The organism is Psychrobacter sp. 1Y4, from assembly GCF_051847555.1.
The window spans coordinates 279,373-292,022 of record NZ_JBPYDE010000003.1 but is presented as its reverse complement, the minus strand read 5'-3'; the positions used below and the strand labels follow the sequence as shown (position 1 = coordinate 292,022).

General features: G+C 45.2%; 11 protein-coding genes. 4 read left to right on the top strand and 7 right to left on the bottom strand.

Annotated elements, in window-relative coordinates; all coding sequences use genetic code 11:
- Positions 1 to 52: 52 nt before the first annotated feature.
- The 3 genes from hutH to hutU all read right to left on the bottom strand — a co-directional run bounded on the left by hutH (position 53) and on the right by hutU (position 4,946).
- Positions 53 to 1,615 (bottom strand): histidine ammonia-lyase, encoded by a 1,563-nt coding sequence (gene hutH / locus ACS8FC_RS04055; protein ID WP_439295928.1) that lies wholly within the window; start codon positions 1,613 to 1,615, stop codon positions 53 to 55.
- Positions 1,616 to 1,753: 138 nt separating this feature from the next.
- Positions 1,754 to 3,145, bottom strand: coding sequence for a YjiH family protein (locus ACS8FC_RS04050; protein ID WP_439295927.1), 1,392 nt, complete (start codon positions 3,143 to 3,145; stop codon positions 1,754 to 1,756).
- A 67-nt stretch (positions 3,146 to 3,212) separates the two neighbouring features.
- Positions 3,213 to 4,946 (bottom strand): urocanate hydratase, encoded by a 1,734-nt coding sequence (gene hutU, locus ACS8FC_RS04045; RefSeq protein ID WP_439295926.1) that lies wholly within the window; start codon positions 4,944 to 4,946, stop codon positions 3,213 to 3,215.
- Between the two features lie 284 nt (positions 4,947 to 5,230).
- On the opposite strand from hutU, the gene ACS8FC_RS04040 reads away from it, so the two are divergent.
- The 4 genes from ACS8FC_RS04040 to ACS8FC_RS04025 all read left to right on the top strand — a co-directional run bounded on the left by ACS8FC_RS04040 (position 5,231) and on the right by ACS8FC_RS04025 (position 8,698).
- The gene (locus ACS8FC_RS04040; protein ID WP_439295925.1) at positions 5,231 to 6,025 is read left to right on the top strand and encodes a UTRA domain-containing protein; all 795 of its coding nucleotides are present in this window, start codon (positions 5,231 to 5,233) and stop codon (positions 6,023 to 6,025) included.
- Positions 6,026 to 6,326: 301 nt separating this feature from the next.
- Positions 6,327 to 7,163: an amino acid ABC transporter substrate-binding protein gene (locus ACS8FC_RS04035; RefSeq protein ID WP_439261693.1), complete on the top strand. Its 837-nt coding sequence runs from the start codon at positions 6,327 to 6,329 to the stop codon at positions 7,161 to 7,163.
- Positions 7,163 to 7,900: an amino acid ABC transporter permease gene (locus tag ACS8FC_RS04030; RefSeq protein WP_439261692.1), complete on the top strand. Its 738-nt coding sequence runs from the start codon at positions 7,163 to 7,165 to the stop codon at positions 7,898 to 7,900. The genes ACS8FC_RS04035 and ACS8FC_RS04030 overlap by 1 nt, the downstream gene beginning before the upstream one ends.
- Positions 7,901 to 7,954: 54 nt before the next feature.
- Positions 7,955 to 8,698: an amino acid ABC transporter ATP-binding protein gene (locus tag ACS8FC_RS04025; RefSeq protein ID WP_299217208.1), complete on the top strand. Its 744-nt coding sequence runs from the start codon at positions 7,955 to 7,957 to the stop codon at positions 8,696 to 8,698.
- A 159-nt stretch (positions 8,699 to 8,857) separates the two neighbouring features.
- Here the strand turns inward: ACS8FC_RS04025 and ACS8FC_RS04020 are convergent, their stop codons facing one another.
- The 4 genes from ACS8FC_RS04020 to ACS8FC_RS04005 all read right to left on the bottom strand — a co-directional run bounded on the left by ACS8FC_RS04020 (position 8,858) and on the right by ACS8FC_RS04005 (position 12,520).
- Positions 8,858 to 9,805 (bottom strand): DMT family transporter, encoded by a 948-nt coding sequence (locus tag ACS8FC_RS04020; RefSeq protein WP_439261691.1) that lies wholly within the window; start codon positions 9,803 to 9,805, stop codon positions 8,858 to 8,860.
- Positions 9,806 to 10,067: 262 nt separating this feature from the next.
- On the bottom strand, positions 10,068 to 10,727 hold the full coding sequence (locus tag ACS8FC_RS04015) for an anthranilate synthase component II (protein ID WP_439261690.1): 660 nt from the start codon (positions 10,725 to 10,727) through the stop codon (positions 10,068 to 10,070).
- A 33-nt stretch (positions 10,728 to 10,760) separates the two neighbouring features.
- Positions 10,761 to 12,179: an anthranilate synthase component I family protein gene (locus ACS8FC_RS04010; protein WP_439261689.1), complete on the bottom strand. Its 1,419-nt coding sequence runs from the start codon at positions 12,177 to 12,179 to the stop codon at positions 10,761 to 10,763.
- A gap of 65 nt (positions 12,180 to 12,244) precedes the next feature.
- On the bottom strand, positions 12,245 to 12,520 hold the full coding sequence (locus ACS8FC_RS04005) for a Trp family transcriptional regulator (RefSeq protein ID WP_439261688.1): 276 nt from the start codon (positions 12,518 to 12,520) through the stop codon (positions 12,245 to 12,247).
- Between the last annotated feature and the right edge of the window lie 130 nt (positions 12,521 to 12,650).

The following is a 12,650-nucleotide window of genomic DNA, read 5'->3' as shown; positions in this document are numbered from 1 at the left end:
TTACGCCAATAAAGCTAGATGGTTGAGAGTGGGTTTTATATATAAAATTTTGCTATTTAGACTCATACCAATCACTACGCAGTGACTGCCAATATTCGGTGAGCGTACCATCTAATACTATTTGCTTTGCCGCTTCAATATCAGGGGCTAGGTAGCGATCTTTATCATAAAAAGTGACTTGCTCGCGTAGTTTCTGATGCGCTGTCTGTAACGGCTCTGAAGTATCTAGTCCACGATGGAAGTCGATACCTTGACCAGCAGCCAATAGCTCAATGCCGACAATGGTGGCGGTATTTTGCGCCATCTCGTATAGACGGCGTGCGCTATAAGTGGCCATCGATACATGGTCTTCTTGGTTGGCAGAGGTTGGAATGCTATCGACACTGCCAGGATGGGCGATAGACTTGTTCTCTGAGGCTAGCGCCGCTGCGGTCACGTGTGCAATCATAAAGCCTGAGTTTACCCCAGCATTATCAACTAAGAATGGTGGTAAGCCGCCTGATAAGGTTGCATCAATCAATAAAGCCACACGGCGCTCAGACATAGAACCAATCTCAGCAATCGCTAAGGCTAAAATGTCTGCGGCAAAAGCAACTGGCTCGGCATGGAAGTTACCACCTGAGATAGCAACTGGACCATCTTCATTGTTAAAGATAAGTGGGTTATCGGTTACCGCATTCGATTCAATTAATAAGGTTTTTCCTGCTTGGTTGATGATATCAAGGCAAGCACCCATGACTTGTGGCTGGCAGCGTAAGCAATAAGGGTCTTGTACTCTATCGTCCTGTTCGCCATCATGCGATGCGCGGATAGCGCTGCCTTTAATCAGCTGACGATGCGCTTTGGCAATTTCAATTTGACCATGATGACCACGCACTTCATGAATACGTGCGTCAAATGGGGCATCCGAGCCTTTGGCGGCATCAATGGACATGGAGCCGACGATGGTTGCTGTCTCAAGTAAATCTCGCGCTAAGAAATAACCGCGCAATGCCAGTGCGGTGGATACTTGGGTGCCGTTAATCAGGGCAAGACCTTCCTTTGCCGCAAGGGTAATGGGCTCAAGACCATGCTGCGCTAACGCATCAGCAGCAGGTACTTTTTTGCCGCCAACATAGACGTCGCCTTCGCCCATCATCGCCAGCGTCATATGCGATAAAGGTGCTAAGTCACCAGAGGCGCCAACTGAACCTTTGGCAGGAATGTTTGGTGTAATTTGATTATTAATTAAGCCAAGTAAGCTATCGACCACAGCGCGGCGGACGCCAGAGACGCCTTGCGCTAAACTGGCAACTTTCATCACCATAATTAGCCTGACCACGTTGTCTGGTAGCGCCTCACCAGTGCCCACCGAGTGAGAAACGATAAGGTTACGCTGGAGTAGCTCAAGCTGATCATCACTGATGCGGGTTTTTGCTAACAGGCCAAAACCGGTATTGATGCCATAAGCGCTCTTATCACGCGCAATGATGGTACGTACATCTTCGTGTGAGGCATCTATCGCTTCATAAGCACTGTCAGGTAACGTCAATATGACAGGTCGCTCATAAATATCGCGCAACATCTCAAAGCTTAATTGGCGCGGGTGTAGGGTTAGTTTTTTGATATCAGTCATGCGAGTTATCCTAATTTTATGAGCTATATTAATTGTATTTTTTTGTCTATACATTTTAGTTTATGCGTTGTTGTTTATAAACCGTTAAAAGCTATGCTTTCTAAATTTATTTAGCCAATTCGGCTAGTTTTAGTTGGTCTAACTGATCCAGCCTAAATATATCGCTAGATGTCCGAAAGGCGCAGCGATTAGAATGCTAAGCACCACGCGCTCAAACCAGATAATGACCATCTTAGGTACTGACAGCGGAATCTCAGTTGCCAATACACAAGGAATCATCGCTGAAAAGAACAGTACGCTACTAATCGAAACGACGCCTGCCACATAGCGGGTTAAGACCTCAGCTTCCGTTAGCAATAGGGCAGGCAAGAACATCTCAGCCAATCCCGCTGACATGCCTTTAGCAGCAACTAGTGGCTCGGGCATACCGGTTACCCAAGTGAATGGATACAAGAGCAAACCTAATGCATCAAAGACGGGCGTATATTTGGCTAGTAAAAGGCCTGTCAACCCTACTGCGATGATAGAAGGCACAATCGCTGCCGCCATCGTCACCCCATCGCGAAAGTTCGACCACATAATTTGTTTGAGGTCAGTCGCACGGCGTGAGGTAGCTAGTCCTAAATGATAAGCTGCTGCTAAGCGATTGCCTTGTTGGTTGTCCAAATCTGGACGGCTGGCACTATCATCAAAACCCCGGATAGGCGGAATACGGGCAGTAATGGCAGTGACAATAAAGGTAATAATCAGGGTCGACCAAAAGAACAGATTCCAAAACGCCATTAAGCTTAAGGTCTTAGCAACGATGACCATAAAGGCCGCCGATACCGTAGAAAACCCAGTAGCAATAACGACGGCTTCACGGACCGAATATTGCTTTTGCAGAAAGACCCGATTGGTAATAAGTAGCCCAATAGAGTAACTGCCAACAAAGGACGCAACCGCATCAATCGCTGATGAGCCGGGCGTTTTCCAAATCGGCTTCATAATAGGCTGCATGAGTACCCCAAACATCTCCAGCAAGCCAAAACCGAGCAAAAAAGCGAGGATTAATGCGCCAATAGGGACAATCATACCGACTGGTAATGCCAGTTTTTCAAACAAAAACGGCAACATGTCCTTTTCCATGATGATAGCAGGCGCCATATCAGTGATATACATGATGGCGAGTACTAGCCCGATAATCTTAAAGGCGGTTAATACCATATTGGTGATATTTTTACGCCATGAACCATCATAAATGGGCTTGCCAACGCCATAAATCATCAGTAGAAATAGCAAAAACACAGCAAGGGTGTGCTGCTGAGTGACTAGATAAGTTGCCCCATGATCAAATAAAATCGTGCTCTTTTCACCAATAGTGAAGGGCACAAAGAACATCACCAGACCAATAGCACTAAATACGATTAGCTGTATTAGCGCGACAGGTTTGGACAGCAGCTTTTCAAGCGGCGGGCTAGCAGGTGCTGGACTGTCTAGAGGGGTTCTAGGCACGGAGCTGCCTGGGGGCAAAATATCACGTTCAGACATATTATCGTCCTTGATAAAGTGTTGATGATGTCCTTATATCATTTGAGCATATAAGGACAAGGGCAAGCTATTTAATCATCGGTAGATTTAAGCCATAGTCTTTCGCTGTTTTAATCGCCAGCTCATAGCCTGCATCCGCATGACGCATCACCCCTGAGCCGCAATCATTGACCAGTACTCTTGCTAAGCGCTTGGCAGCGGCATCTGTGCCATCAGCGACGATGACCATGCCTGAGTGCTGCGAGTAACCCATACCCACGCCGCCGCCATGATGCAATGACACCCAAGTGGCGCCGCCTGCAACATTGAGCATGCCATTTAATAATGCCCAGTCAGAGACAGCGTCTGAGCCATCTTTCATGCTTTCTGTTTCGCGGTTTGGGCTGGCAACAGAACCAGTATCTAAATGGTCACGGCCGATAACGATAGGGCCTTTTAACTCGCCATTCTTCACCATCTCGTTAAATGCCAAGCCTGCTTTATCACGTTCACCAAGACCTAACCAGCAGATACGCGCTGGCAAGCCTTGAAATTGAATGCGCTCTTTTGCCATGTCTAGCCAGCGATGAATATGGGTATTTTCAGGGAACAGCTCTTTAATTTTTTGATCGGTTTTATAGATATCTTCTGGATCGCCTGATAATGCGACCCAGCGGAATGGCCCTTTACCTTGGCAAAACAGCGGACGAATATAAGCAGGGACAAAACCTGGGAAGTTAAAGGCATTTTTTACCCCTTCATCAAAGGCAACTTGACGAATGTTATTACCATAATCGGTCGTTGGGATATCCATTTCTTGTAGATCTAGCATGGCCTGTACGTGTACTGCACAAGACGCGGCGGCATCTTTGGTTAATGCGGCATGTTGGTCCGGATTTTCTTGTGCTGTTTTCCATTCTTCAACTGTCCAGCCACTTGGTAGATAGCCATTAATCAAGTCATGCGCTGAGGTTTGATCAGTAACCAAGTCAGGTTTTATCTCGCCTGCATTGGCACGCTTGACCATCTCAGGCAAGATGTCTGCAGCATTACCAAGTAGGGCGATTGAGACAGCTTCACCTGCATCCGTATGTTGCTTAATCAGCTCATAAGCATGGTCAAGATTGTCAGCTTGCTTATCGACATAACCAGTACGCAAACGGAAATCAATACTAGACTGCTGGCACTCGATGTTTAGAGAAGTCGCGCCGGCAAAGGTCGCCGCTAATGGCTGTGCGCCGCCCATACCACCAAGACCTGCGGTCAAAATCCAGCGTCCGCTCCAGTCGCCATCATAATGCTGACGACCTGCTTCGACAAAGGTCTCGTAAGTGCCTTGGACGATGCCTTGAGTGCCGATATATATCCAGCTACCGGCGGTCATCTGACCGTACATAAATAGGTCTTTGCGATCTAGCTCATTGAAATGCTCCCACGTTGCCCAGCGCGGGACAAGGTTGGAGTTGGCAATCAATACGCGCGGTGCATTTTCATGAGTTTGAAAGACGCCGACCGGTTTGCCAGATTGCACTAATAAGGTCTCATCGTCTTCTAGTTCTTTGAGTGACGCTAAGATTTGATCATAGCTTTCCCAGTTACGGGCTGCACGTCCGATACCGCCATACACAACCAAGCTTTTTGGGTTTTCGGCCACATCAGGATGTAGGTTGTTTTGAATCATGCGATAAGGCGCTTCGGTCAGCCAGCTTTTGCAATTTAATGTACTGCCAGTCGGTGCAGCAATGTTGCGACTCTCATCACGACGCGTAAATTCATTATTGTTGCTGGTGCCGTTGTTGCTTATTTCATTGTCGGTAGTCATGATCATATCCTTGTGATTATCTATACAGTTTGCTGGTGACATTTTGGTAGTAGCATTATTTGGTATAATGAATAAGTTGTATATACAAATTATCAAAGATTATTTTTTCATGCAAGCATTTTTTTATAAATAGTTAAATTATTTATGAAGTTGCTTTGTTAGATAGGCTGTTCTCATGGTGATTATGATAATGGTCATGATATTATGTCAGCACTTTTATAGCTGCATACCTGTATAGTTGCAGTCGGCGGTTAAAGACGAGCATGACAAAGGTGAAGCGTGACATGACAAAAACAGTTCCAGCATATCAGCGGATTAAAAACGCAATATTGGATAATATCCATTCTGGAAAGTGGCAGGCGGGCGAAGCTATCTCCACCGAAATGGCGTTGGCGGAAGAGTTTGGCGTATCGCGAATGACAGTAAACCGCGCCTTAAAAGAACTAAGTGAGGAGCGGGTGTTAGAACGCAGGCAAGGGTCAGGGACGTTTGTTGCACAGCAGCAGTTCAATCATACCTTTGTAGAAGTGCGTAATATTGCTCAAGACTTAAAATCAGCCAATCGTGACTATCAGGCACAAGTGGTGAGCAAACGCGCTATTACCGCGAGCATGTTAGATGATGAAATGCGCCGTAAATTTGGTATTGATGAAGCAGTCGTGCCCTCTAACTCTAAGGCCACTAATGCAAAGAACGTTGACTCATATAGCATTGATAGCAATACTGATAGCACTGAGGCAGCTGTTTTATATGAAGTAAAAATCATTCACTTTGCGGATGGTCAGCCGATACAGTTCGAAGAGCGCTGGGTTGATGCGACAAAAGTACCAGAATTCATTGAGCAAGACTTTAGCATGGTGAACACCAGCGATTATCTGATTGCCAAAAGCCCGCTTGAGCGCGGTAACTATACCATTCGCGCCTTAGCAGCACCTGATAAGATCGCTGATGCGCTACAAATTGCACCGCAGTCACCAACGTTAGTACTGCGCCGTCAGACTTATTCGGCAGGACGGGTGCTGACCTTTGTAAAGATGTGGCATGCAGGGGATCGTTATCAATTCTCCGGCAAACTTTAACCTTCTTACGTAAGGTCACTGTTTTCGTACGGTCATTCTTGCCAAGTTGTAATAAGATAAGTTATAAATAGCAGACGATTATCAACCATTAACGCTTGGTTCTATTGAATCACGTTTTAATACAAAAAGCTTATTCCAAAAAAATACTATAAAATGGTATTGAAAGACACAAATAATACCCTCAAATCGGGCAGCCAGAGTAGGATATTGCCAAGAGTGAGTTATATTTTGCGGCAACATCGATGGTTTGTTTAACTTGGTCCGCTCATTACATTATTTTCTTACCTTATAAGGACGCCTTATGAAACGTCGTAATCTTTTAGCCCTTGCTGCCAGTACCGTACTGCTTGCCGCTTGTGGTCAGTCACCTACCAATGAAGCGGAAACCAGTGCGACCGATAATGCTGCAACCGAAGGCTCCGATTTGCTACAACGTATCAATAACGGCGGCACGATCAATGTCGGTACAGAAGGTACTTACCCACCGTTCACTTATCACGATGAAAGCGGACAGCTAACTGGTTATGATGTCGAAGTGACTCGTGCAGTCGCTGACAAGCTAGGCGTTGACGTTGAGTTTAAAGAAACCCAGTGGGATGCCATGCTGGCAGGCCTTGATTCTGAGCGTTTTGATATAGTCGCCAACCAAGTAAGCTTGACGACGCCTGAGCGCCAAGCGAAATACGACCTCGCTCAACCTTATAGCTGGTCAGGTGCTGTCGTCTTAGCAGCAACCGATGACAATCGTTATAGCTCATGGGAAGCATTGAAGGGTCTGCGTAGCGCGCAATCATTGAGCAGTAACTATGGTGAAATGGCAGAGCGCTATGAAGCAGAAATCGTTCCTGTTGATGGAATGGCGCAAGCAATCCAGCTGGTGAAGCAGGACCGTGCTGATTTCACAATGAATGACCAACTTGCTGTACTAGACTACCTAAAAAAATTCCCAGACAGCGGCCTAGAGATTAAATTGGAGGCTCCTGCTAGTGAGCAGCGTGGTTCAGGTTTAATACTGCTAAAAGGTGATGATGCTGTCGTAGAAAAGCTGAATGAAGCGATGGGTGAGTTGCAAGCAGATGGCACGTTGACTGAGCTTAGCGAAGAGTTCTTTGGTGCTGATATAAGTCAACAAAAATAATGCTAGCGTCTATAACGTCGATGTTGGCTGATTTATTGGCATTGTTGCCGTTTATGAGTCCTGATCGGGCGCAAATCGTTATTGATTCTTTTTGGCCGATGCTAAAAGGCGGTATTTATTATTCGATACCGCTGGCATTGATATCATTTGCTATTGGTATGATGATTGCGCTGACAGTTGCGCTCATTCGTATTGTGCCGCGGACAGGCTGGTTTCATAAGATTATCTATAGACTGGCTCGCATCTATGTGTCTGCTATTCGCGGTACACCGATGCTGGTACAACTATTTATTATCTTTTATGGTTTGCCAAGCGTTGGCCTCAAGCTTGATCCGTTTCCCTCAGCGATTATCGCCTTTTCATTGAATATTGGAGCCTATGCATCGGAGACCGTGCGTGCAGCGATTTTATCGATTCCTAAAGGCCAATGGGAAGCAGGGTCAACCGTTGGCTTGACGTATTTGCAGACCTTTCGCCATGTGATCTTGCCGCAAGCACTACGGGTATCGGTACCACCGTTATCCAATACTTTTATCAGTTTGGTCAAAGACACCTCATTGGCCTCACTGGTACTGGTTACCGAGTTGTTTAAAGAAGCCCAGATTATCACCGCACGTAACTACGAGTTTATGCTGGTCTATACCGAAGCGGCATTTATATATTGGGGTATTTGTCTGTTCTTGACCTTTATTCAAGGTAAGCTTGAAACTAGGCTTGATCGTTACGTGGCTAAGTAGTTCATTGACTCATTCACCAGCAGTTTTAGTATTATTAGCACAACAGGAACCTTTATGATTCAAGTCACCAATATTCACAAAGCCTTTGGTCATAATCAAGTGCTCAAAGGCATCGACTTGACCATCGAAAAAGGTAAGGTAGTGGTGATACTTGGGCCATCAGGGTCAGGTAAAACAACTTTTTTACGCTGCTTAAATGCGCTAGAGATTCCTGATCAAGGTGTCATTGCTTTTGATGATGACAGTTTGACGATTGATTTTGCTACTAACCCTAAGAAAAAAGCACTACTGGCGCTACAACGCAAATCTGGTATGGTGTTTCAGTCTTATAATTTGTTTCCGCATAAGACGGCGATTGAAAACTTGATGCTCGGACCGACTATCGTACAAGGTCAGAGTAAAGCGCAAGCTCGCGAGCAAGCTTTAGCATTGCTAAAGAAAGTTGGTTTATCTGAAAAAGCTGACCTGTATCCCTTTCAGCTGTCTGGTGGCCAGCAGCAGCGTATCGGTATCGCGCGGGCGCTGGCGATCGAGCCGTCATTATTGTTGTTCGATGAGCCAACGTCTGCACTTGATCCAGAGCTAGTGCAAGACGTGCTTGAGACCATGAAGCAGCTGGCATCTGAAGGCTGGACGATGGTCGTGGTGACCCACGAGATTAACTTTGCTCGTGAAGTGGCAGATCATGTGGTTTTAATTGAAGACGGTTATGTGGTCGAAGAGGGTAGTGCCAAGCAGATGTTTGAGCTATCAACACACCCACGTACACAAGCGTTCTTACAGCGTATAGAGCAGTAGTGTCGCTAAAACAGCCACAATTATCTATTGAATTCTGACGGCTCAAAACCTTCTTTTCTAGTAAACGATGAAGTAATAGAAGTAACACCTCTTTAACGATAATATCATGGCTAAGGGTTTAGCTCTTTATCGACTATAAGCGCTCACAACTTTTAATCACTACACTTTTTGTCGTCTTTTTAGCCAACGCGGTACACGAGTCGTCGTACCGTTTAAGAGAGCATTTAATAAAGCTGCCAGCAAAATGAGTACCACGCCCACATACTGTATCCACGACAATGATTGATGTAGTAGTAGTATTGCTAACGCAATGGCAGTCAATGGCTCAAAGATAGTAAACACCGATGCTCGCGTGGCGGGAAGTTTTACCAATGCTTTCATGTAAAGTGCAAAGGGCGCCACTGTCCCAATCAAAGACAGTCCTAAAGCGTAGCCCCAGGTACGTAGTGGCAAGCTTAGTAATTGCTCGTAAGTTCTATAGGTCTCGGGCAATAAGAGCAATACGCTTGCACTGATGATGATAGAGGTAAAAAACACTAAAGGTGCGGGATGAGCGTAGTGCATAGCGCGTTTGCCAAGTACGCCATATAGGGAATAACACACACCTGATAGCAGTCCGAGCACGATACCCCAATTGATTTGCGCCTCATCACCAAGCATCGTTAATCCCACACCAAATACCGCCATGAGTGCCAGTAATGCCGACTGCCGTGTAATAGACTCGTTTAATAAAAAAGCCGAAAATAACAGACTAAAAACAGGTGCAGTATAAAGCAGAGAGACTGCAGGGCCAGCACCGACATAAATAACGGCAAAGAAATAACAGATCGACATACCCAGTACGCCAATCAACGATTGCAGCGCCAGTCCCAGCCACTGCTTTGGACGCAGTTTGATTAAATAGGGCCATAGTTTTGGTAGCATAACAAGAATAAGAAGAGCGGCAGTCACGACGCGCAAGATAGTAATCTGCCAGCCACTAAAGCCGATTTGATTGAGGTAGGTAGAAAATATTCCCAAAGTACCCCAACAGACAGCGGCTGTAATGATTTGGATGGTGCCTATCCACGATTGCCGCGCTGACATTATGCTATCAGTATTTGCCATATCGCTCTCTATTGTTATGTATTATCAAACTCGAAAAACAACCTCTTCAAGCTTTTTCTTCATTACCATGCTGAAATAATAAAAGACAACCTGATTAAAGGCTGCCTTTTGTTCGTCTTTTCAGTCTATCATGAAAGTGTGACTAACGCGCTAACACAAGTTGATAAGTCATCATTAAATAGATACCAGCGACGAGTGCGAAGTGGCAGAAAGTAAAGAGTATCTATACCAGTAGCGCGTAATTATACTTACTTAAAACAAACTACACTTGCAATAAAAAATTGGTAAGTAGCCGTTTGGCGCCTTCGGTGGCAAAGGACTCAGGGTGAAACTGCATGCCCTGAATTGGGTATTCTTTATGCTGCAATCCCATAATCTCATCTCCTGCAAGCGCTGACTCAGCCAAGCTTAAATGATGGTATGCATCATTTGCAATGACAGCTGTGACGCTTAAACACTCAGGCAAAGTATCTGCTCGTACCATAAGTGAGTGGTAGCGCATGATTTCAAGTTCTTGCGGCAAGCCTTGGTAGACACCTGCGTCATCATGGCGAATGGCTGAGACTTTGCCATGCATCGGTACGCTAGCTTGAACCACATCTCCGCCAAATACATGAGCGATACCTTGCATGCCTAAGCAAACACCCAGTAGTGGCACCGTCTTACCCAGTGTCTCAATTACTTCTGCACAGATGCCAAAATAGGCTGGATCATCGGGGGAGCCAGGGCCGGGTGAGATGATAATACGGTCAAGATTCATCGCTTGTACGTCAGGCAAAGTAATCTCGTTGTTGCGTTTAACGATGACGTTTGCAGCGTTAGTGCCGTCTTTATCATCATCCATGGTTTGCAAAATCTCGCCGATATATTGATATAAGTTAAAGGTAAAGGAGTCGTAGTTGTCGATAATTAAAACGTTCATAAGTCATAAGCTCTTTACTGAGATATAGGAAAGTTAGGCGGTCATAAAGCTGTCTAACACCACTTTCATGGCAGAAAGCTTACGCTGAATCTCAAGATATTCATCAGCAGGGTTGGAGTCGTAGACATTGCCGCCGCAAGTTTGCGCGTAAGCGGATTCACCATTGATAAATAGACTACGAATAGGAATAGCAAAAATACAATCGCCATTAAAATTAAACGAACCAAGCGCGCCGCCATAAGCACCGCGACCATCAGGCTCTAACTCATTGATGACCTTAATAGCCTCTACTTTTGGTGCCCCTGATAAGGTGCCAGCGGGAAAGTTGCTGGCTAGAGCGCTAAACATATCTTCATTAGGGTGCAAAATCCCAACGATTTCAGAAGAAATGTGCTGGACATGTGAGAAGCGTTTGATGTCCATTAGACTGCGTACTTTTACCGTGCCAAAGCGCGCGACGCGGCCGATATCATTACGGTGCAGGTCAACAAGCATATTGTGCTCGGCAATCTCTTTAGCATCATTTAGTAAGGCACGAGCAAGCTTACGGTCCTCCACTATATCGACGCCACGCTTAGCGGTGCCTGCGAGTGGGTAGGTCTCCATCTCACCTTGACGTAAGCGAAACAGCAGCTCAGGGGAGGCACCAATGATGCACTGCTCGGCAAATTTCATAAAATACATATGTGGTGACGGATTGACCGCCCGTAGCTTTTCATAAATCGGCATTTTGTCACCAACGATACGGTACTTTGACTTAAAGCCGACCTCGCACTGAAAAATACGACCAGAGATAATGTCTTCTTTGACCTGCATCACTACCTTGGCATGTTCTTCTGAACTCATGCCATCGCCCAAAAAATCAACTCTGGGCGCTTCATAGCTAGGCGCTGGCTCATCAAGTAGGGCTTTGATTTGCTCAATACGATTGTCTTGCTGAGCAGTCGGGTAATAAAAATAGAAGATTTCCCCGGTCATTTTGTCTAGCGTCAATCCATCTAAATACACGCCAAATTTAAAGGGTTCAAAATCGTCACTGGGCTTAGCATTAAGACTTGGCTCAAAAAAATTGACACTGTCATAACCTAAATAGCCGACCAGCCCACCGCTTTGGTCACGAGCAATGACATGCTGCGGCGTAATTTTTCGCAGCAACTGGTAAGGGTTGCCAGTCTGATAATGTTTGGTATTCGCTGTTTTATTATCAGTGATAGCCAGGGTAGTGCGGTCAATGGCTGCGATAGTCATAACTGGATCAAAACCGATGGCATGGTGACGTGCCATATGACCATCTTCGCCCAATGACTCGAGTAGATAACAGGTCTCAAAAGCACGCTCAATACGTTTAAATAGCGCGAAAAAATCGATATCTTGTGTCAGTTTGATGCGTTGTGGTTTGCTGGGAATATCAATCGCAGCAGGATGATCATGTTGGGATATAGAAGAGCTCATAACAATGTCCGAGGAGATTTATAAATATTGGCAAAAAATAGATTCAAGTTGTGTGATCTTATTTATTAAGCATCTTGTCTATGGGTCGCTAGTAGCGCACTGACATCATGACTTTGCATCACTTTGGCCCCACGCGAGACAGTGGCAATACCGACGCCTAATTGTTCAGATATCTCACGCTGAGTCATACCGTGTGCTAATAGATCAAAAATACGAATACGATTGGCGATTTCTTGCTGTTCTTTATCAGTCAATAACGCACTAAATAACACGTCAATAGCGGTACTGTCACTGCAATTTGCTAAATGAGTTAATAAACTGTGATAGGGATCAATGCTCATGGTATTTAATCTTTATGATAGTAGGATGAATAATATACTGTTTCAGTATTCTAGTGCAATAGTACATGGAAAACAAGTACAGTTATTGATTGTTTTACCAGTACTTGATCAAAGAACTACTTTATTATGA

Coding starts and splice junctions, on each gene's coding strand:
- hutH (WP_439295928.1), bottom strand. CDS start 1,615: ATGACTGATATCAAAAAACTAACCCTACACCCGCGCCAATTAAGCTTT.
- ACS8FC_RS04050 (WP_439295927.1), bottom strand. CDS start 3,145: ATGTCTGAACGTGATATTTTGCCCCCAGGCAGCTCCGTGCCTAGAACC.
- hutU (WP_439295926.1), bottom strand. CDS start 4,946: ATGACTACCGACAATGAAATAAGCAACAACGGCACCAGCAACAATAAT.
- ACS8FC_RS04040 (WP_439295925.1), top strand. CDS start 5,231: ATGACAAAAACAGTTCCAGCATATCAGCGGATTAAAAACGCAATATTG.
- ACS8FC_RS04035 (WP_439261693.1), top strand. CDS start 6,327: ATGAAACGTCGTAATCTTTTAGCCCTTGCTGCCAGTACCGTACTGCTT.
- ACS8FC_RS04030 (WP_439261692.1), top strand. CDS start 7,163: ATGCTAGCGTCTATAACGTCGATGTTGGCTGATTTATTGGCATTGTTG.
- ACS8FC_RS04025 (WP_299217208.1), top strand. CDS start 7,955: ATGATTCAAGTCACCAATATTCACAAAGCCTTTGGTCATAATCAAGTG.
- ACS8FC_RS04020 (WP_439261691.1), bottom strand. CDS start 9,805: ATGGCAAATACTGATAGCATAATGTCAGCGCGGCAATCGTGGATAGGC.
- ACS8FC_RS04015 (WP_439261690.1), bottom strand. CDS start 10,727: ATGAACGTTTTAATTATCGACAACTACGACTCCTTTACCTTTAACTTA.
- ACS8FC_RS04010 (WP_439261689.1), bottom strand. CDS start 12,179: ATGAGCTCTTCTATATCCCAACATGATCATCCTGCTGCGATTGATATT.
- ACS8FC_RS04005 (WP_439261688.1), bottom strand. CDS start 12,520: ATGAGCATTGATCCCTATCACAGTTTATTAACTCATTTAGCAAATTGC.